This window comes from Paenibacillus marinisediminis (assembly GCF_054343325.1).
Genome location: NZ_JBTGUH010000001.1, coordinates 427,920 through 448,549 on the forward strand (window position 1 = coordinate 427,920; position 20,630 = coordinate 448,549).

Annotated in this window: 20 protein-coding genes; 4 read left to right on the forward strand and 16 right to left on the reverse strand. The window is 48.5% G+C overall.

Going from position 1 to position 20,630, the window contains the following annotated elements; all coding sequences use genetic code 11:
* Positions 1–63: 63 nt before the first annotated feature.
* Entirely contained in the window at positions 64–339 is a 276-nt protein-coding gene (locus tag ACXX53_RS02000; protein ID WP_458566921.1) for a DUF3006 domain-containing protein, read from the reverse strand.
* Positions 293–1,594, reverse strand: a complete 1,302-nt coding sequence (locus tag ACXX53_RS02005) for an MBL fold metallo-hydrolase (protein ID WP_458566922.1) — start codon at positions 1,592–1,594, stop codon at positions 293–295. The genes ACXX53_RS02000 and ACXX53_RS02005 overlap by 47 nt, the downstream gene beginning before the upstream one ends.
* 304 nt (positions 1,595–1,898) lie before the next feature.
* Between ACXX53_RS02005 and hmpA the strand changes: the two genes are divergently transcribed.
* Positions 1,899–3,119, forward strand: coding sequence for an NO-inducible flavohemoprotein (gene hmpA, locus ACXX53_RS02010; RefSeq protein WP_458567654.1), 1,221 nt, complete (start codon positions 1,899–1,901; stop codon positions 3,117–3,119).
* Here hmpA and ACXX53_RS02015 read toward each other — a convergent pair.
* The 11 genes from ACXX53_RS02015 to ACXX53_RS02065 all read right to left on the reverse strand — a co-directional run bounded on the left by ACXX53_RS02015 (position 3,077) and on the right by ACXX53_RS02065 (position 14,302).
* Positions 3,077–3,607: a Crp/Fnr family transcriptional regulator gene (locus tag ACXX53_RS02015; protein ID WP_458566923.1), complete on the reverse strand. Its 531-nt coding sequence runs from the start codon at positions 3,605–3,607 to the stop codon at positions 3,077–3,079. The genes hmpA and ACXX53_RS02015 overlap by 43 nt on opposite strands.
* Positions 3,608–3,853: 246 nt before the next feature.
* Positions 3,854–4,768, reverse strand: a complete 915-nt coding sequence (locus ACXX53_RS02020) for an N-acetylglucosamine kinase (protein ID WP_458566924.1) — start codon at positions 4,766–4,768, stop codon at positions 3,854–3,856.
* 57 nt (positions 4,769–4,825) lie between these two features.
* Positions 4,826–5,965 (reverse strand): exo-beta-N-acetylmuramidase NamZ family protein, encoded by a 1,140-nt coding sequence (locus ACXX53_RS02025; protein WP_458566925.1) that lies wholly within the window; start codon positions 5,963–5,965, stop codon positions 4,826–4,828.
* An 82-nt stretch (positions 5,966–6,047) separates the two neighbouring features.
* Complete coding sequence (locus tag ACXX53_RS02030) at positions 6,048–6,752, reverse strand: PIG-L deacetylase family protein (RefSeq protein WP_458566926.1); 705 nt, start codon at positions 6,750–6,752, stop codon at positions 6,048–6,050.
* Between the two features lie 2 nt (positions 6,753–6,754).
* Positions 6,755–7,723 (reverse strand): N-acetyltransferase family protein, encoded by a 969-nt coding sequence (locus ACXX53_RS02035; protein WP_458567655.1) that lies wholly within the window; start codon positions 7,721–7,723, stop codon positions 6,755–6,757.
* Positions 7,724–7,786: 63 nt separating this feature from the next.
* Positions 7,787–8,989: an anhydro-N-acetylmuramic acid kinase gene (locus tag ACXX53_RS02040; protein WP_458566927.1), complete on the reverse strand. Its 1,203-nt coding sequence runs from the start codon at positions 8,987–8,989 to the stop codon at positions 7,787–7,789.
* 1 nt (position 8,990) lies between these two features.
* On the reverse strand, positions 8,991–9,851 hold the full coding sequence (locus tag ACXX53_RS02045) for a carbohydrate ABC transporter permease (RefSeq protein ID WP_458566928.1): 861 nt from the start codon (positions 9,849–9,851) through the stop codon (positions 8,991–8,993).
* A gap of 20 nt (positions 9,852–9,871) precedes the next feature.
* The gene (locus tag ACXX53_RS02050) at positions 9,872–10,774 is read right to left on the reverse strand and encodes a carbohydrate ABC transporter permease (protein WP_458566929.1); all 903 of its coding nucleotides are present in this window, start codon (positions 10,772–10,774) and stop codon (positions 9,872–9,874) included.
* A gap of 87 nt (positions 10,775–10,861) precedes the next feature.
* Entirely contained in the window at positions 10,862–12,307 is a 1,446-nt protein-coding gene (locus ACXX53_RS02055) for an ABC transporter substrate-binding protein (protein WP_458566930.1), read from the reverse strand.
* Positions 12,308–12,369: 62 nt separating this feature from the next.
* The gene (gene murQ, locus ACXX53_RS02060) at positions 12,370–13,284 is read right to left on the reverse strand and encodes an N-acetylmuramic acid 6-phosphate etherase (RefSeq protein WP_458566931.1); all 915 of its coding nucleotides are present in this window, start codon (positions 13,282–13,284) and stop codon (positions 12,370–12,372) included.
* Between the two features lie 154 nt (positions 13,285–13,438).
* The gene (locus ACXX53_RS02065) at positions 13,439–14,302 is read right to left on the reverse strand and encodes a MurR/RpiR family transcriptional regulator (protein ID WP_458566932.1); all 864 of its coding nucleotides are present in this window, start codon (positions 14,300–14,302) and stop codon (positions 13,439–13,441) included.
* 349 nt (positions 14,303–14,651) lie between these two features.
* Here ACXX53_RS02065 and ACXX53_RS02070 point away from each other — a divergent pair, with 349 nt between their 5' ends.
* The 3 genes from ACXX53_RS02070 (at position 14,652) to ACXX53_RS02080 (ending at position 17,763) form a co-directional block, all read left to right on the forward strand.
* Complete coding sequence (locus ACXX53_RS02070) at positions 14,652–15,953, forward strand: 6-phospho-beta-glucosidase (RefSeq protein WP_458566933.1); 1,302 nt, start codon at positions 14,652–14,654, stop codon at positions 15,951–15,953.
* Positions 15,950–16,963 carry an N-acetylglucosamine kinase gene (locus ACXX53_RS02075; RefSeq protein ID WP_458566934.1) on the forward strand — a complete coding sequence of 338 codons (1,014 nt, stop codon included), beginning with the start codon at positions 15,950–15,952 and terminating at the stop codon, positions 16,961–16,963. The genes ACXX53_RS02070 and ACXX53_RS02075 overlap by 4 nt, the downstream gene beginning before the upstream one ends.
* 128 nt (positions 16,964–17,091) lie before the next feature.
* On the forward strand, positions 17,092–17,763 hold the full coding sequence (locus ACXX53_RS02080; protein ID WP_458566935.1) for a hypothetical protein: 672 nt from the start codon (positions 17,092–17,094) through the stop codon (positions 17,761–17,763).
* Between the two features lie 192 nt (positions 17,764–17,955).
* Here ACXX53_RS02080 and ACXX53_RS02085 read toward each other — a convergent pair whose 3' ends face one another.
* The 3 genes from ACXX53_RS02085 to ACXX53_RS02095 form a co-directional block, all read right to left on the reverse strand.
* The gene (locus ACXX53_RS02085) at positions 17,956–18,465 is read right to left on the reverse strand and encodes a nucleoside kinase (protein WP_458566936.1); all 510 of its coding nucleotides are present in this window, start codon (positions 18,463–18,465) and stop codon (positions 17,956–17,958) included.
* 184 nt (positions 18,466–18,649) lie between these two features.
* A complete protein-coding gene (locus ACXX53_RS02090) occupies positions 18,650–19,750 on the reverse strand; it encodes an SGNH/GDSL hydrolase family protein (RefSeq protein ID WP_458566937.1) in 1,101 nt (366 codons plus the stop codon).
* Between the two features lie 78 nt (positions 19,751–19,828).
* Positions 19,829–20,464 carry a histidine phosphatase family protein gene (locus ACXX53_RS02095; protein ID WP_458566938.1) on the reverse strand — a complete coding sequence of 212 codons (636 nt, stop codon included), beginning with the start codon at positions 20,462–20,464 and terminating at the stop codon, positions 19,829–19,831.
* Between the last annotated feature and the right edge of the window lie 166 nt (positions 20,465–20,630).

Sequence of the window (20,630 nt, forward strand, 5' to 3'; positions counted from 1 at the left end):
AATACAGCAAAGGCTGTCGAGACTTCTCGACAGCCTTTAACTGCTTCATCGGTATTCACTATGTTAATCTTCCCATACATCATCCATCAGCTTCTTTATTTCCTGCGTTCGCCGCTCAGTCGCTGACTTATTCGTGATCCAGATTCCATTGAGAAATTCAACCACATCTCCTGAACTTACCGTTCGTGCGACTTGTTCTCTAGGGACATCCTTCATCACGCCTTCAATCTCTATGACAGCATATTTGTCCTCGAATCGATCAACGATCCCGATCACTTCTTGTTCCCTCCGATCATTGCGGTGTAAAGGAGACTTGCGCTTCACTCGACTTACCGTCATGCGTTACGGAGATATCTCCATTAACCGTGAATCCCTTGGAAGCTTTTCCAATCTCAAAAGTTAACGCAGCTTCTCCCTTGGCATTTGTGGTGCCTTCATAAGGAGTATCCTTCGATTTATAGTGCAGATTCAGCGCCACGTCCGCTCCGCTTACCGGCTTCCCCTTGCTGTCCTTCACTGTCACAGTTACCGTAACCGAAGAATTCTGCTTAGGTGTTTTGTCATCAATAATTGCCTTGACTGTTAAGCCGCCGTCAACCGTTTCCTGCTTCTTCGGTGCCGGTGCTATTGCTGCACTATCCGCCTTCTTGCTCTCCGCTTCGCCCGATGCAGCAGCCTGCTCATTCCATGGATTCACGGCAGCGGTAATTTTGTTTCCATCCGTCGTAAAGACGATATTTCCTTGCTCATCATTGCGATAAATCTTGATCCCTTTCTCATGCAGACGATTCAGCACTTCCTGCTCGGGATGACCATATTTGTTATCCTTACCAACCTGAATTACGGCATAGCTTGGATCGACCTTATTCAGAAACTGTGGACTTGTCGATGTCTTAGACCCATGATGACCTACTAGCAGAACATCGGATTGAATATCTTGACCTGAAGCTAACATATCCTTCTCGCTCTCTATTTCTGCATCCCCCGTAAAGAGGAACTTCGTCTGTCCGTATGTTAGATGAATAACAGCACTCATCTCATTTGGATCATCATAGGTATTGACTGGGGCGATCATCTTCACTTCAATACCGGGCTCCCAATCCAGCACCAAGCCCGCCTTCGCCGTCGTGACCTTCAGCCCCTTATTCTTGATGGATTGAAGCACAGATTCGTATGTTTTCGTGTTTGCTTGGATCTTAGGCATATATATTTTGCCGATATCAAAGTTGTCAATAACTTTGTCTAGTCCCCCGATATGATCCGCATCTGGATGAGTACCGACTAAAATGTCGATCTTCGAGACACCCATATGCTTCAAGTAACCTACTACCGTATCTTCCTGACTGTTGTCGCCGCCATCAATCAGCATCGTTTTACCCGTTGGTCCGATCAGAAGCTGCGACGCTCCCTGACCAACGTCGATATAATGAACACTAAGTTCTCCTTCCGCCTGCATACTGCCTGAAGCCGTGTTACCGCCTGCTTGGTCAAGCGGCTTCGTCTCATCCGCGGCGACTGAACAACCGGAAAGCAGCAGAAGGAGCAGCATGAACATTACAAACGGCCCTTTCCAGCGCCTATTGAAGCTTTTCATATCCTGTAATACCCCCTATTTCTTGATGTATACGCACTCTGCGCAGGGAGGATAACTCTGGTATAGAGTTTAGCCTTTATCACTCACTATTGTAACCTATGATATGAAACAATGTACATTGGTAGACATACACATACTTACTTTTCCGATCAGTTCAAATAAAAGCGAATAGGATAGCCTCATACGTTAATGGTCACAGATTGTTATTATTCAGTGTGATACAGATCACAATTGCACTTTCGCATGGATTCTATAATTTTTAATAGTTCATAAATAAACTATGCATGCGAAAGGGCGAATGAAGATGCTTAGTGAGAAGACGATACAAATAATTAAATCAACCGTTCCCGTGCTAGAGGTACACGGGCAGGCGATTACGAAACGATTCTATCAAATGATGTTTACCAATCATCCAGAGCTGTTGAATGTGTTCAACCATGCCAATCAGAAGCAAGGCAGACAGCAGGCGGCATTAGCGAACGCGGTATATGCAGCAGCCGCACATATTGATAATCTAGAAGCGATCCTCCCGGCTGTGAAGCAGATCGGACACAAGCATCGCAGCTTAGGCATTAAGGCAGAGAGCTACCCGATCGTCGGTGAGAATCTGCTGGCGGCGATCAAAGATGTACTTGGCGATGCCGCGACAGACGAGATTATCAATGCGTGGGCTGAGGCTTACGGCGTTATCTCAGATGCCTTTATCAGCGTAGAAGCCGAAATGTATAATCAAGCTGAGCAACAAGAAGGCGGATGGAGTGACTTCCGCGCCTTTACAGTCGCCAAGAAAGTGAAGGAAAGCGACGTCATCACTTCCTTCTATCTCGTACCGCAGGATGGAAAAGCTGTAGCTTCGTTTAGTCCAGGACAATACGTGACGGTTAAGATCAATATACCAGGTGAAGAATACACCTTTAACCGTCAATACAGCTTATCGGATGCGCCAGGCAAGCCTTATTACCGCATCTCGGTGAAACGCGAAGACACGAACCCCGACCTGCCTGCGGGCAAGGTTTCGGTTTACTTGCACGATTCCATCCAAGAGAACGATACCATGATGTTGTCAGCTCCAGCAGGAGACTTCACCCTTCATCAATCGGACGATCAAGAAGTTGTGCTGATCAGCGGCGGTGTCGGTCTGACTCCTATGATCAGCATGCTTAACACGCTAGTTGAACACCAACCGCAGAGATCCGTTAAATATATTCACTCCGCGATCAACAGCAGCGTACATGCGATGAAAGAGCATGTAGACGCGTTAGCACGCCAGCATCAACAGTTGTCCGTATACACCTGTTACGAACGACCAACTGAGCATGACGTATTCGGAACAGATTATCATAAGGAAGGATTCATCGATCAGAATTGGCTGCAGTCCATCATTTCTTCAACAGACGCGAAGTTCTATTTCACAGGACCGCGGCCATTCATGAAAGCTGTGTACCAAGCGCTGTTAGCGATAAATGTACCGGCCGAAAAAATTCATTTTGAATTCTTCGGTCCGGCAGGCAGCTTATTGGATTGAGCCCGCAGCAGGCGATTAACCGTTTCTCGACGCAAACCGATGAATTGCGCGATCTCATCCTGAGTTAATACATCCGTCAATTTGGCTGGAGCGATATAGCTGTCAAACCACTTCTGCAGCATCTCCAGCCTCTGCGCGGAAGTGACCTGAGTCAGCTGATCAATGCGCTGCTGCATCATTTTCAACTTGTCCTGCAGCATGATGGCGATGTCACAGTACTTCTCAGGATCCTGTGCCAGCATGCCATACCATTCCAGCGAGGTTATCATCTCGATCTCGCAGGGAACGAGCGCGATGGCTGTGCCATGATACGGATTAGGACTCACTAAGGAGTGGTGAGGAATAACTTCACCCGTGACGATAATGTTCATGAGAAGCTGATTCCCGTCTTCATGAATACGAATAATCTTTAACAAACCGCTCTTTACACGATATAAAGGACCGGTGTCCCCTTGATGAAATAACACTTCACCTCTATGCAAATGCATACTTATCACCTCGTTAGAAACAATGGAGCTATCTCGTATGTGGTTGAAACTACACGATGGGATAGCTCCTATATATGAAATTCATTAAGCAATACATTTATTATATTCGAGAACAGTCACTCTTCTCCAATCCACATACTTTTAAACGCAAAGAAGGACTGTCTGTTAGCCTTTAGTATGACTAATCGAACAGTCCGCAATATTATACAATCTATAGGAATAAGATTATACCCATCTTCTCTTGTGCTAACCTAGACTCTTCAACGCCATCAAGACAGCCCCGTATGAAGCATCCTTCTTCGGTGTCAAGCAATGTATATCAGGATAGTTCTGCATCAGCAGATCTATGAAGGCAGTTCGTACATACCCATTGTTGAGCAGCGCACTCCCGGCGATCGCAAGATCTCCTCGTTGCAGTGATAAGGCTTCTATGACGGGAAATGCCAATTCATACAAAGCATGAGCACTTTGATTCGCAATCTTCAACGCCGCTGGGTCACCCTTGGCGCATGCCTCTGAAAGAATCGGCGCTAGAGCCGCGATATCCTTCTTTTGTGTACCCTTGTCGTAGACAAAGCCAATCAGCTGCTGAACCGACTCCAGCTGCAGTTGGTCATATACCATTCGAGTGATCACGGTTTCGGGTATGCGGCCGTCATTCGACCGCACCACAGCAGAGATCAGATCACGGCCGATGCTGTACCCGCTCCCCTCGTCATCTATTAGATGACCGCAGCCGCCTGTACGGTGTATTTGACCGGATTCGTTATGTCCCAAGCAGATCGATCCTGTTCCCGCGATAAGAATGATGCCGTACTCGCTCTCATGTGCACCGTATAACGCGGTTTCATGATCTCCCTTCAGCAGCAGCCCGCCCCGGTAGCCGCATGTGCGAATCAGAGAGGTCAGTCGATCCCTGACCATCGGATTGCTGATGCCTGCCGTACCGATACAGATGTGTTCGCAGCGATCGAGATCTCCACATATGCTCGCAATCGTATTTACAATATCTTTCACATGGCGATGAATAATAGCCTCATCCGTTCCATTATAGTTAATGGCACCAGAGGTAAAGGTGCGTACCACGACTCCATGTATATCCGCCACCGTCACAGCCGTCTTAGTCCCGCCTCCGTCTATGCCGGCCACATATCTCTTCATCTCATCACGTTCCTCTCAAGCCTTTGCCTATGCGAGTTGATGTCAGTCATCAGTCACTTAATACAAATGATACTTCTGCTTGCGCTCAGCAAATTCCCTGCTCTCCTCGCGGAATTGTGCGAGCATCTCTGTCACGTCAATAGACTCATTTCGATACAGATTATCCCCGCATAACAGATCGATGAAAGGTCTGCCGTTCTCCCGAGCAGGAGGTAAGAAAGAGAATTCCTCGTATTGCTCCTTAATCGTATACATTAGCTTGACACCCGTGTCATAAGGCTTTAGGGAGCGCGCATCTGTAACGTGGAGCTGAACCCCGCCGCACAGCTCTCCCGTATGCTTCGAGAATGTCGGCTTAAAATAGGCAGGTCGAAACACGACTCCAGGGAGCTTCTTCTTGTTCATCTCGTCCGCCAGCTTCTCTGCTTCAATGAACGGAGCTCCGATCATCTCAAAGGGCGCTGTCGTTCCTCTGCCTTCCGATAGATTCGTCCCTTCAAATATACAAGTTCCCGGATACAGCAGAGCGGAGTCGAATCTCGGCAGTCCCATAGAAGGCATCACCCAGTGCTTGCCTGTGTCTGTGAACAGCATTTCTCGTTCCCAACCTGCACAAGGAACAACATGAAGGTTAGCGTTCCAGTTCATCTCGTCATTGACCATTAACGCGACCTCACCTGAAGTCAGCCCGTAGCGCACACATAAAGGATAGTTGCCTATGAAGGATTGATAGCCTTCCTTAAGCAAATTGCCTTCTACCGTCAAGCCATCCAACGGATTGAGACGATCCAGAACAACGAACTCCTTGCCTGCATTAGCGCAGTCCTCCAACGCATAGAGCATCGTATAGATGAAAGTATAATATCGAGTGCCTACATCCTGAATATCATAAACGACCACGTCGACAGCATCCAGCATCTCTTGGCTTAGCCGTTTCGAATCCTTTCGATATAAGCTGTACACCGTTACACCTGTATGCTGGTCTACATAGGTATCGACCATCGCTCCAGCGGCTAGATCACCTCGCACCCCATGCTCAGGAGAGAAGAGCGCAGTCAACTGATAATGCTCATGCAAAATGTTGATAGTCGATACGAAGTCGCGATTCAATCCGGTAGGGGCCGTAATCAGCCCCAGTCGCTTTCCTTTAAACAAGTGAGCGTACTGGTGGATACGATCAATGCCATTTTGGATCATATTCCGGAATCCCTCCCCATCTTATCGTGCATAACGGTCAAAATGACCGCAAATATACAGGTCACGGTCATTTAGGGTACGACTATAATTCAGTTTTAAGCACACGCATGCTTTCTTCCGGGATCATGAACGTTTCAGCATATTGCTTGCGAGCTTCTATCCCGCGAACTCTCGACAGATGCTTATAATATTCGAGATAAGGGAACGACTTGCTGCCTGTCACGAACCAATGCTGGGACACGGCCCGGATCCAGAGTTCGTATGCTTCTTCCGAAAAGTCCACGTAAATGTAGGGCTTATAACCAACAGCATCCTCCCAGTTCTCCGCATAGTACAATCTCGAAGCGAAGTGAGACGGCTTCTCCCGCTCGATCGTCGGCAAGCCCGCATAGAAGCGCGCGTCATTCACGATTCGATGCGTTGTCATATGATCTTTATGCATACTGTTCTTAAAATGCGTTATGAGAATATTAGGCCGAACGTCGCGAATGACATCGCATACTCTAAAGCGCAGCTCATCGTTGTCTGGAAGCTCGCCGTCAGGAATATCGAACACGATCGCTTCACCGCCTAGCATTTCGGCAAAGGCCTTCGCCTCATTCACTTTCTGCTCTCTGTATTCCGCTACGTCTCTCCCGGCAGGCGCTCCACGCTCGCCGGCAGTTAATGCTAACGTGACAATACGTCCGCCCTTAAGCGAATGGCTCGCTAATACCCCGCCTGCTGTCAGCTCCATATCCCCTACATGGCCGCCTATAGCTAGAATCGTTACTGGCTGATCACTCATCGTTACAGCTCCCTTCTCATAACTGAAAATTGCTTAACTATGGTAAAGCCAGCCTTCTCATAGATTCGAAGTGCTGGATTCGTACTGCCGGTATAGAGCGACATATATTCTGTGCCGATATTCTTAAAGGCCTCACACAGCTTGAAGAACAACAGACTGCCTAATCCATGCCCTTCATGATCAGGATGCACGCCGATTCCTGTGAAGTAACCGCGACCGTTCTCCTGACGGATGACAGGTCCCGCGAAGCCAACTGCCTTGCCTTGATGCGTTGCGATCACGACTGGCACACCGTTAGCTGTGCAGTCCGAGATCTCCCGCTGCCACAGCTTATTGTCGAAGCCTGCGAGCATCTCCGTTATGCCGCTGTGCTTGCTCGCGTCGAATAGCTCCACGCCGTAGCCATCCGCGCCTGTACGCGCTTCCTTCAGCTGTATCTCCTCTGGAATCGCGAACTCGGCCAGATGGAGATACATCGCGCATTGCCGCGCGCGCTCGTAGTACCCTTGCGACAGCAGAAACTCATGCAGCCTGCTGTCCACAGGCACGCCGGGAGCATTATTATGCTCATGCTGAGGCGTATTTGGTATGTACCATGGAAGCATCATCGGGTTAAAGAACAGAAGCTCCGCTTGCTGCTTCCCCTTCTGTCGAAAGCCATCTTCAAGTGCGTCAAGCATCATCCGATAGTGCTCAGATGAATTGCATTCACTAGCCAATATGATGCAGGTGATGTATCCTGCTACATTTCCGAGCGGCAGGTCATCGCCTGTGCAGCCGCAGGCAAAGCCTGTGACCCGATCCTGATCAAGCAAGACAAAGGTAAGGTTCAGATCGAAGTAAGGATTGTTCTCGAATATGCGCTGAAAGCTAGCTGCTGCCAGCTCCTTGTAGCCGTCTCGTACAGCTTCTTCATTCCACAACGCGATTACATCATTCATGTACTGACAATCCCAAGCTGCAATGTTCATCATTCGATCCCCCCTGATATCTCCAGAGCTGATACCACCTGGCAGCTTCGCACTCGCAGGAATCTAATACGATATTTTCCCCATAATGACCTGACGCTCCGCTCCCGTAACACTCGGCAGATTGTTAGGCTGCTTCCTCATCGTATAATCCGCGAGCAGAGCAAACGCGATGGCCTCCTTGGCATCGCTGTTGAAGCCGATCTGCTCCTGCGTCTTCACCTCTACGCCCATCGGCTCCAGCTCCTGCTGCAGCATCGCGAGCAGCACCGGATTATAGCTTCCGCCGCCGCCGACTAACATTAGATCAGCCGGATGCTGCTGGCGAATAAAGCTCCGATAGGCGTCAGCGATCGACCAAGCCGTGAGCATCGTGACCGTGGCCACAGTATCCTGTGGTGCGAGCCCCTGTTCACGCGCATAACGCAGCACTTCTTCGGCATACGCAGCGCCGAATCGCTCTCTGCCCGTCGACTTTGGCTGCGGCAGCTTGTAATACGCTTCTTGCTGCAGCCATTGAAGCAAACCTTCGTCGACACGGCCCGTTTTCGCGATCGCGCCGCCAACATCCATCGTCAACTGTCCCGGATATAGTCGCTCAACGACACCGTCAATCAGCATATTGCCGGGACCGGTATCGAAGGCATAGACCTGTTCGGGGGAGCAGTCAGCGGGAATAACCGTGATGTTGCCGATGCCGCCGATATTTTGCAGCAGCAGCGTCTGATTCGGCTTCCGATAGAGCAAGTACTCCGTAAACGGAACGAGCGGTGCACCCTGCCCGCCAACGGCCATGTCTGCGGCACGGAAGTCAGATACACAAGGAATCCCTGTTCGAGCAGCAATTATAGAGCCTTCTCCGATCTGCACCGTGTAATGCACATCATAGCCATACAACCGCACCGTATCCGGAGCATGATAGATCGTCTGCCCGTGAGAGCCGATAACTGCAACTTCACTAGGCTGTAATCCCGCCTTCTCGATGACGCACAGGGCAGCCTTCGCATACAGCTCTCCCAGCAGTACATTCATCCTGCCCACCCGATCTACAGTAGCTTGAGCAGGGTCGAATAACTCAAATATCGCTTGCCGAACCGAAGCCGGATAAGCAATATTTTCAAATGCCATCAGCTCAACAACCGATCGATCGTTAGACGATGGATCGCTAATCTGAATAACAGCCGCGTCAATACCGTCTACGGAAGTGCCTGACATGATACCAACTGCGTATCGACAATTAGCTCTCGCTGGATTATCGCGCTGCGTCATATCAGCCCTTCACCGCCCCAACGGTGACTCCTTCAAGGAAATATTTCTGCAAGCTGAAGAACAGAATGAACATTGGCAGCGCGGAGATCGCAGCACCCGCCATCATCGGCGCGAAGTACGTCGTATTCGCGAATCTGAAGTACTTCAAGCCTACCTGAATCGTCTGCATCTCCATCGAGCTCGTCATCAGGAACGGCCAGAAGAACGTATTCCAGCTGTCCATGAACGTAAGAATGGCCATTACGGCGAGCACGGTCTTGGATAATGGGAATATAATTTTCGTATAGATCTGGAATTGGTTGCAGCCTTCAATCTTCGCACACTCCAAGATCTCATTCGGAATGCTGCTCATAAACTGCTTCGCCAGAAAAATATTATATACAGTCACAATACCAGGCAATATCAAAGCGCCGTACGTGTCCTTCATATCGAAGATGTTGACCATCAGGATGTATAATGGCACTTGAGTCACCTGATAAGGAATCATCATCGCGACTAATAGAATCGAGAACAGGACTGCTCTTCCTTTAAAGCGTATCTTGGAGAAAGCATAACCTGCCATACTAGCAAAGATTACATTCGTAATCATGACAGTGGTTGCTATAAACAATGAGTTGCCAATCCACCTGAGCGAATGCTTGCTGTAGTCAAAGAAAAACTTATAGGAATCTAGCGATATCTTGGTAGGAAACAAATCATAGCTTATTGCCCCGGCTTCGACGGGATCGCCAAAGGAGGAAATGATCATGAAATAAATCGGGAACAGCGTTGCTAGAGCGAACAACAACAATACAGTCACGATGATCGTATTGCGGATATACTTTGCCTTTGCATTGCCTGTATGTTGGCTGTACAGCGACATATGGATGTCTCCTCCTCTCTTTAATACTCCACGTCTTTACCCAGATACTTAAATTGCACCAATGAAATCGTGGCGATAATACCCGCTAGTACGAGAGACTGAGCAGCCGCTTTGCCGAATTCAAAGTATTTGAAAGCGTTGTTAAAGATAAGCAAGCCTACCATGGTCGTGGCATTGTCCGGTCCACCGCCGGTCATCAGATACGCATTCTGGAACACTTGGAAAGAACCGATAACTCCTGTGACCAATAAGAACAATGTGGTCGGCTTGAGGCATGGGATGACGATATACCACAGCTTCTTCAAGAAGGATGCGCCGTCGATCTCAGCAGCTTCATAATACGTATTGTCGATTCCAAGCAGCGCAGCCAAGTAGATGATGATGCTCGTGCCGTGACTGGACAGCCAGGACATCAGCACTAAGGAGAACATCGCTGTCGCGCTTGATCCGAGCCAGTTCTGATTCGAAATCCCAAACTGGGCGAGAAGCTGGTTCAATATGCCGGTCGGCATCGGATCATAGATCCATAGCCAGACGACAGACAAGGCAACGCCCGATGCGACAGCAGGTAGATAATAGATCGCTTTGAAGGTAGTCTGCCATCTCTTCTTCAACGGAAGAATCAAAATAGCGACACCGAATGATAGAAGCAGATTCACTGGGACGGTTAACAAGGTGTACACGACGGTATTGACGATCGCCTTCCAGAACAGCGAATCGTTAAAGCTGGCCACATAGTTATCAAAACCGATGAAGGTAGAACCGAGCGGTTTATATTCCTGCAAGCTGATGACAAATGCACTGAGCACCGGATATGCGGTAAATAGTGCATACACAACTAGGGCGACAGCGATAAAAGCATATCCCCAAGCCCCATCGGTCATTTTAAACCGCCTCTTGCTTGACTTGGCAAGCTGGGTCATGTGACGAACCTCCTTTCAAGCACTCGTTTAATGAAAAATGTTCGGATAGCCGTATGAACATGCCACACGGCTATCCGAAACGTAAGCTTAGTCTTTAACTACTCCGTCTTCACCGAATGCTTGAATAGCTGCGGCTTTCACAGCATCATACATCGCTTCAGGTGTAATCTCATTCGCAAGCAGTGCCTGCAGCTTCGGAATGATGACCTCATCTTCGAGCTTGATTGCTTTCGCAGCCAGCTCCGTTGGGATGTCTGGACGAGCAGGAGTTGCATTAGCAAGCATCGCCTCAACAGCTGCTTTGTTGTCAGCGTCTCTCGTAACTGTCATGCTTTCTGCCGCTTTCTTAGCGCTATTCGTGATGTGTGCTACGAAGAGCTCGTTGTTCGTATGTGCCGCTACATTGCCGCTAGCAAGGAAGTACGCTGCTTTCACAACGTTAGCCTTGTGCTCTTCAGATGGCTCCTTCTTGCCACGGAATGTCACGAAGCCGTCAACAGCAGCGCTTGCTTGCTGCTTCTCACCAAGGAATGTAGGTACAGGCAACACAGTGTATTGTACTTCAATGCTATCTTTCACGGCGCTGCCGTCATTTGCTTTAATCTTGGCGTTGTTCTTATTCGCAGAGTTTTCGAATGTTGCCAGACCTTTACCTGTAATCATCGTTTGGCCTGTAAGGAACATATTCCAGCGCTTGCCGGCATCAACAGAGCTGAGCTCCTTCGGCATTGAGCCGTCGTCGATCATCTGGCGAACTGCTTTCAATACTTCCAGATAATTTTTGCTCGTATAAGCGTACTTAAGATCTTTCGTGAATGCATGCGGCATGCCTGCATTCTTCACGAGAATACCGAGATAGTCCTTACCGGTAACGCCCGCAGTCGCGAATACGAAGCCATAGCGTGTCTTGTCGCCTTCCTTGACAACACCCTTCTTGATCGCTTCACGGAACTCCTCGTAAGTCCAGCCATCCTTCTGAACCTTCTTCCAGTCAATGCCTGCCTTATCCAGGAATTCGCGGTTGCCGCCTAATGCATGGATCTCCATGTAAGCTGGGAAGCCGTACAGGCCTTCGCCTTTCTTCATGTATTCAAGTGGAACTGCGTCAAAGTCACTAATCATGTCTTTCGTTGCAATATCCTTGATGTCTATTAACATGTCTTGCTGCAGATACTTGGAGATGCCGTCAGAACCGATGAACGCAATATCAGGAGGAGAGCCCGCATTAACTTGTGTATCGAGCTTTTGAGTCATATCCTCCCAGCTTGCAGGTTCAATCTTCAGTGTCAAATTTGGATATAAAGCGTTAAAGTCCTTCTCTAGCTGTTCAAATGAGTCTTGGAACGTTGCAGAAACTGGAGGAAGAAGTGCTGTAATAGTGTCTTTCGCATCTGACTTGCCACTCTCGCCTGACTTGCCGCTTTCACCGCTGCCGGTGCTGCCGCTTCCGCTGCCGCCACCGCACGCTGCTAACACGGATAGTGCTAATGTTACTGCCATAACTGATGCCAATACTCGAAGCTTCATTTTCATCAAAATAACCCCCTTGATCCTATTTAAAGTTATCGTGAAACCGTACTCTACCGAGCCTCAAGTTAAGAAGTGCTGACATAATGGTGTATGGCTCTCTTCAAGCTGCCGTCGCTTGATTCCAACATTTGTTCAGAAGCAGCTGCATCCAAACCTGTCTTAATCATCATAATCGCTAACTTGCAGTTCATGGAAGCGTTTTCTAAATATTCAGCAGCAGTAGCGGCATCTACTCCTGTCGCCGACTGAATGATCCGTACGGAGCGATCATGCAGCTTGTAATTGCTAGCCTTCAAATCTACCATAAGGTTATTATAGGTCTTACCGAGTTTAACCATCGTACAAGTCGTTAGCATATTAAGTACTAACTTCTGTGCAGTGCCCGCTTTCAAGCGCGTAGACCCCATGATAACCTCGGGCCCAACGACAGGCGCTATACAGACATCGGCTGCATGCTCCAGCTTGGAATTGTTATTGTTGACAACACCGATCGTAGCGGCGCCCAGGCTCTTCGCCTTCTGCAATCCAGCAATAACGAATTGCGCGCTGCCGCTCGCTGTAATGCCAATCACGACATCCTTGCTCGTTACGCCGCAGCGTTCAATTAGTGCGATCCCCTCCTTCGCATTATCTTCAAAGCCTTCCACAGCTGTCCTCAGTGCGATATCTCCCCCAGCAATATGTCCTTGCACCAGCAAGGGATCTGTTCCGAAAGTAGGCGGACACTCAGATGCGTCGAGAACACCAATCCTGCCAGATGAACCAGCGCCGATGTAGAACATTCTGCCGCCATTCTTAAGGGCATGATGCAGAAGATCAACTGCCTTCGCAATTTGCGGAATAACGGCGGCTACAGCGGTCGGAACTTTTGCGTCCTGCTCGTTCATGAGAAGCAGCATTTGCTCCGTTGTACATTCATCTATCATGAAAGTCTTCTCGTTAATCTCTTCGGTTGTCAATCCCGCAAGGTACTCATCCATAGCTATCCTCCTATCAAAGTTTTCCATTTTTAATGCTATAGTAACGAAAAATTTCATATTGGTCAATATAGTTTGAAATTTTATTTTAGAATAATTCAACTCATAACCATAAAAAAACACCGGTTCCCTTGTGGGAAGCCGGTGTTGGCAAGCATTATTTGCGGTATTTAGTCGCGATGACATTGTGCGTCATCGTCAAATATTTCTTCACGTCATCGTACTCCGCGCTGGCAACACCAGCAAACAAAATATCAATAACCGTCAGCATCGCAATCCGCGATCCCATAGCGCCGCTTCGAATCGTGACTTCAGGTGTTGAAATATTGAGCACGATGCTGGCTTTCTCAGCCAACATGCTCTTATTGTATTTCGTGATCGCAATTGTGCATGCGCCATTCTTCTCCGCGAGCTCCAGCGCATCCAGTATATCTATGGTTTCACCAGAGTTCGAAATGAAGATCGCTACGTCGCCCTTCTCGAGCATCGTCGCGGCAGTCAATTGGCTATGCCCGTCTACATAAGCGTGGCATATCTTATTAATTCGAGAGAATTTCTGTTCCGCATCAATTCCGACCAAGCCGGAAGCCCCGATGCCGAAGAATACGATGCGCTTGCACTCGCGAAGCACCTTGACAGCACGGTCGACCTCGTTCTTGTCGATGACGCTCAGGGTGTCTTCAATTGATTTCATATTGTTTCTCGAAATGTTCGAGATAACGATAGACAGATCATCGCCAGGCTGAATATCCGTATATTGATCCTTCTCCTCATCGTCCATTGAGCCAATGGATGCAGAGATGCTGACGATGAAGCTGCGGTAGCCCGTATATCCCATCGTCTTGCAGAACCGCAGGACAGATGCGTCGCTCGTCTTCGTCAGCTGCGCCAGATTCTTGATCGATAGATGCGGGATGTCCTCTACATGGTCCAGCACGTACTCCGCGACAAGCCTCTCAACGGGAGTCAAGCTGTCCTTCATACCCCGAATCTTAATTAAAATGTTATCGTTGATTGACATATGTACTTTTACTCACCTCTGCATTCTGTGTGTATCATGCTCGATGCTGTATCTATGCTTTAAGCTGTATGAAACGTTCACTAAGCTGAACAACTCACCGCGATTGATTGTAATCAAACCTCAAAATCATTTTTATCATAAGCGGATTATCTCTGAAAAACAAGGATGTCTGTCCACTTGAAACAAAATAGATTTATCTGCTTTTGAAATTTTATTTCGAAATTAATTCACAATAATAATATTTTATTTCCAAAAGTTATTGAATATCTTCTTCTACCGGTGCTATAATAGCTCCGAAAAATGGTAATGATTAGTTCATTTTATTTCTCATAGAAGGGGCGTCATGTTCATGAATAACAAGTTGAAGATCGCGATCATCGGATCAGGCAGTACCTATACACCTGAATTGATAGAAGGCATGATTAAGCGGAAAGACAACTTGCCCATTGACGAGCTTGTCCTGATGGATATCGACGAGCGGAAGCTGGGTATCGTTGGCCGCCTATGCGAGCGTATGATTCAGGCTGCTCATCTCCCCTGCAAGGTTACGATGACGATGGATCTGGATGAAGCGCTGCGGGATGCTAGCTTCGTGCTGGCACAGATTCGTGTTGGCAAGCTGCCAGCGCGCGTGCTTGATGAACAGATCCCATTAACCCATAACATGATCGGCCAAGAAACCTGCGGCATAGGCGGGTTCTTCAAAGCTATGCGAACCATTCCGGTCATGCTTCATATTGCGGAACGCATGAAGGAGCTCTGTCCGGACGCCTGGCTCATTAACTTCTCTAATCCTGCTGGAATCATTACGGAGGCGTTGCTGAACCATAGCGAGGTTAAGATGCTTGGCCTATGCAATGTACCGTTTAATATGTTCAAGAGCATACGAGAAACGCTGCACCTCGAGGATCCTCGATTCACCTATATTGGGCTGAACCATTTGAGCTGGATAACCGCTATAGAGCAGGATGGAACGGATTATCTGAAGCAGGCTCTACAAATGGGACTCAACAGCGAGGCGATGAAGAACATTCCTTCCAGCGGCTTCAGCAAAGAGCTCATTCAGATGGTTGGAGCGATACCTTCCTCCTACCTCGAGTATTATTATTTCAAGAATAAGAAGCTGAACACGCTTCATGCTAGTGAACAAACACGTGGACAGAAGTGCATGCAGATAGAAGAGGAACTGTTAGCGATCTATGAAGATTCCGAGCTGCATACGAAGCCGGATCTGCTCTCCACACGCGGAGGCGCCAATTATTCGGAAGTCGCGATCAGTCTAGTGGATGCCATCTATAACGACAAGCAAGAGGTGCATGTCGTGAATCTGCTGAACAACGGTGCGTTAGACTTCATGGAAGATAGCGACGCCGTTGAAGTGTGCGCGATCATCGGCAAGGATGGAGCTAAGCCAATCAAGGTTCCTCACTTCGACAATCGCCATATCATCGACTATATGCGTATGGTAAAGGCGTACGAGCGCGAAACCGTTGCTGCTGCCGTCACGGGAAGCGAGGATACGGCCATGCGCGCGCTGCTTATGAACCCCTTGGTAGGCGATTATGATGCTGCTTATTCCTGTTTTCAGGAGATGAAGGAAGCGCATAAGGCATACCTCCCGCAGTTCTTTTCCGAGGCTGTGAAGTCATGATGGGCCTAAGCCGACAGTATGTCATCGGCGTTGACGGTGGAAACAGCAAGACAGATTACTTTCTGTTTGATATTCACGGCGGCTTCGTTGACCATATCCGTGCAGGCACTTGCAGCCATGAACAATTCAAGGATGCCTATGAAAGCTCCTACCGCATCATGAATGAGAACATTCAGCCCCTGCTGCAGCGTAATCAGCTCACGATGGCGGATTGTGCCGCGGGCGCCTTCGGCTTGGCTGGAGCTGATGTTCCTACGCAGAAGAGCAAGCTGCGCGAGGTGATCGAGCGAATCGGCTTTACCTTATATGCCGTGGACAATGATTCGTTCCTCGGCATTAAAGCGGGAAGCGAGAAGGGCTATGGCATCTGCTCCATCAATGGCTCCGGCACCTCTACCGGCGGCATCTCCCCGAGCGGGAACCGCCTTCAGGTCGGCGGCGTCGGCAGCGAGCTGTCCGGTGACGAGGCCGGCGGCTTCTATCTCGCGCGCAAGGTGATTCGCGCGGTGTATGACAGCTTCTACCGGATGGGGCAGCCGACTCAGATGACCGAGCCGGTTATGGCGCTGCTCCAGCTATCGGATCGAGCGGCGTTCATCGAGTGCGCGCTGGAAGGCGTGCTGAAGCGGACGCTCCCCAATACGGAGCTGATGCGGATTCTGTTCTCCGCTGCTGACAACGGAGATTCGGCAGCGCTCGATATCATCGACAATTGTGCGCAGCAGCTGGCCCGTTCAACGGTCGGCTGCATGCACAATCTCGACTTTGATCAGGACGTCGAGATCGTGCTGGCGGGCTCCGTGTGGGTCAAGGCGGAAAGTCCGCTGCTGCTGAATAAGTATAAGCAGGCGGTCGCGGAATTGACCGACCATCGCTGCCATTACATCATGCTGCACATACCGCCTGCGACAGGCGCTGTCCTATGGGCGTTGGAGCTTGCTTACGGGCATCCGGTAGATGCAGATACCCGCGAGCGAGTCATCAGCGCCGTCATGAGCCTGCAAACGTAGCAGCCCATGCCCTATTGTCAGGCGACGAAGAACGTCCCGTTACACTCTTATGAGTGCGAACGGGACGTTTTGGCGTTATGACGGCAATGCTGAATCAAACTAACCATTTCCAAGAGAGGATGATAGCAATGAACTTCGAAGAAGCACAAGCTTCGTTTCACGAGCACCATCTAGCAGCAAGGTCTGGTGAACGGCGCGGGCGTTTGGAACGAGGACAGCGGCACGCCGAAACCTTATTCCTGCGCAACGTGTGGTGGCCGCTGCAAGGCCATTTCCACGATCTTCATCCCGAGTATGAAGTTTTGGATTGGAGAGGAAGATCTTATTTCTCTGACTACGCATGGCTGCCGGGACATGTCAGGTTACTAATCGAGATCAAAGGCTACGCCTCTCACGTACGCGATATGGACAGGCAAAAGTATTGTAATGAGCTGAATCGAGAAACGTTCCTATACGCTATGGGTTATCACGTTATCTCCTTCGCCTACGATGATGTGGAACAGCGGCCCGAGCTGTGTTTGACCCTGCTGCGCATGGTGATGAGCAGACATCAGCCCTCTTCCACCTCTGTAACAAGAGCTCTCATGGCCGAGAAAGAAATGATTCGTTTTGCGATTCAGTTAGCTCGTCCCATTCGTCCAAAGGATGTGGAGCGACACTTTGAGATCAGTCATCGTACAGCGGTTAAGATGCTGCATCGCCTATGTCAAAAGGGTTGGCTATCGTCCGTTCACCGTGGCAAGGGAGTGCGAGTCGTTCAATATGAGCTAGCTCAGGATGTGCTGAAGTATTTTGACTAGTTGCTTAATGCAGATCGTGCAGTTAATTTACAGCATTCATTTTTATGGCACAGCTAACTGCATTTCCTACAGTTAATTCGCCCAACTTTCCGCCCAATCAACCAATACCTCTGAATTAGATGTACGATTTGCAGTTAATTCATCCCATTCCGCCATATGAAGCATAAATAACTGCACGAAATGCAGTAAGTCTCAAGCATATTGCAGAACCCATTTTTTAATTTGAGCTGCCACATCAGCTACGTCGGTATTCGTAGTATCTACGATCGGCATAGGCGGCGTATATTCTTTTTCCGCGTTATCTACCAACCATTTCGCAAAATTCTTATACTCTTGAATCATCTCATCCGGCCAGTTTCTTGCACGCAATCGTTTCTCGCGAGTATCATCATGGCAATGTAAATTCAGATAATAGACATGCTTAAAATAAGAATAGTCGGGGCACTTCTCGATATCCCACGTCATAGCAGTCCCACAAATAATCGTCTTCCGTCCGCTTTCAGCTGTATTTCGCGCAATACGCAGCCAGACGTTACGTATCTGCTGTTCATCTGTTACGCCTAGCTCGCGGAGATTATCGATATCGAAGATATCGTATTCCGGCAATATTTTGCGCAGCTCCGCAATAACGTAGGTTTTCCCTGAGCCGCTAGAACCCGTCACGATAAATAGGGGGATCTTCCGCTCCATGATCGAACTCATTTCGTTGCCCATTTACGACTCCACCTTTGCTGAAAATGTACCTGCTCCATTCATCTTATCTACACGGACAATCACGAACAATTGACTATATAGTTATAGTTAATTATTACGATCAGAACGCACAAAAGCGGCTTACCTCCCGACCTAACCGATCAGGAAGCAGCCGCTCTTTTCATTTTCTTATTTAGAGCCTTACCAGCTCAGCGATAATCGGAGTCAGCTTCTCCGCCATGCGCATAAATCCGAGGTCTGTCGGATGAACGCCATCTACAGTTGACTCAAAGTCTGTGCCGGCAATCTCTTCACCATCACAGAAATATAGATGCTCATCTCCCGCATTACGCAATTCCTCGATCAAGTCGATCTGGAACTGTTTGCGCTCTAGACGAAGCTCTTTGGCCTCTTTCTTCAGCACTTCGTCAGATATCGCAATCCTCGAGACTACCAGTATTGGCACTTCTGGATACTTCGATCGATAGATGCGAATAAATTCAGGCAGTGTCTGCTTGAATAGCGTTAAGTTAACGCAGTTTGCTTCATAATCCAACACGAGCAGGGCAGGATTCTCAATCTCGCAGATCAGCTTGGCGAGCTCAGGTTCTCCTTTGCCATTGCCAGAGAAGCCTAGATTGATATGCTCCAACGGTATCGTACGGCTCACGATGTTGGTATAAGCCATACCCGGTCTATTGGCGCATCCGCCTTGAGTGATCGAAGTTCCATAATAAATGACCTTCTTATCGCTCACGTATGGAATAGGCGCAGCAATTTCTGCCTCCCTGTTGAATCCGATATGTACTTCCTCCACACCCGAATACAATGGGAAATTCAGCGTAATATGCCGCATCTCAGCTTCCGGGATATCGATCAGCACGCACTCATACTCTTTATTGAATATGCTGAATCGAGTAGTCGAGTAATAACGCATATCGCCAATCGTGCCAATATAACAATCGAAACCGCATTGCCCTGTAGCCGGCATATGATCCATCAAGGAAGGTTCACTCAGCTTAACGCGCACACATAGCTTTGTCGCATTTGTTTGAAAACGAAGCTGCCCTCCAGCCGTACAATTCGCTAATAGATTAACCGGACCCGTGATGCCGTACTCATCATGTACAGGAAGTCTGCGGTAAGCGTGATCGCGCTCCCACCAAGCGAAACCCGCAATCTGTATGGGCTTATCCATTGGCGTCAGCCAGATCAATTCGGAATCAGACTGCTCATTGGTCTTCATATTCGAATCCAGATCGCTAATGCGTGTGACTTTCGTTGTATTAGACATGAAACAAGACCTCCATATCGTTATGTGAAATGAATGATATATAGTCTAAGCTTGTCGCTCCTCATGAGGCGGCACTTGCTAACGAACAGTGGGCTCTTCCTTATAATGCTGAATATCTCCATGCAGCAAAATATCAGGAATATGATCGGTCAGCTCAACCTTGCACAAACAAGCTGGATGTATATAAGGCGGATTCCAAATATCCCTCAGTTCCCGACCTTCAAAATAAGCCATCAGCACTTTAACGACGACGGTATGCGCGACAATTAATATAGTCTTACCTTGTTCCTCAGCAACGATCTGCTGAAGCTTACGAACGGCACGCTCAGATACCTCTTGAAAGGTCTCGCTCTTATGAACATGGAAATGTTCCGGGTCATTCCAAAAATAATGAAACTGCTCTTCGTCTTCACGCTCTGCAGTCTCTTGAGATTGGCCTTCCCAGACGCCAAGGTTAATCTCCTTCAAATCATCGCTTTCGATAATCTCCATGTCTCGCGGAGCGATAATGATTTCTGCTGTTCTGCGAGCTCTAGGACTTGAGCTTGAGTACACTGCATCAATCCGCTCATGCTGCAGGGATTCACCCAGCCACTCCGCTTGTCTAACGCCTAGTTCGGTTAAAGGAGAATCTTGATGACCCTGGAATCTGCGAGCAACATTCCACTCCGTCTGTCCGTGTCTCACCAACAATATGGTCGTTTTCTGCTTCACCATCCACCCTTCTTTCTATCCCAAATATTTCAATATCACCATATAGCTATTCGCCAGCATTTAGTAAATACCTTCATATTGCATGCTGTAACATCGGCAACCTTAATCTAGAATTACATCCTTCAGCTCCCTGCTCTCACATATCTCCCCCTCTCCTGAATACATT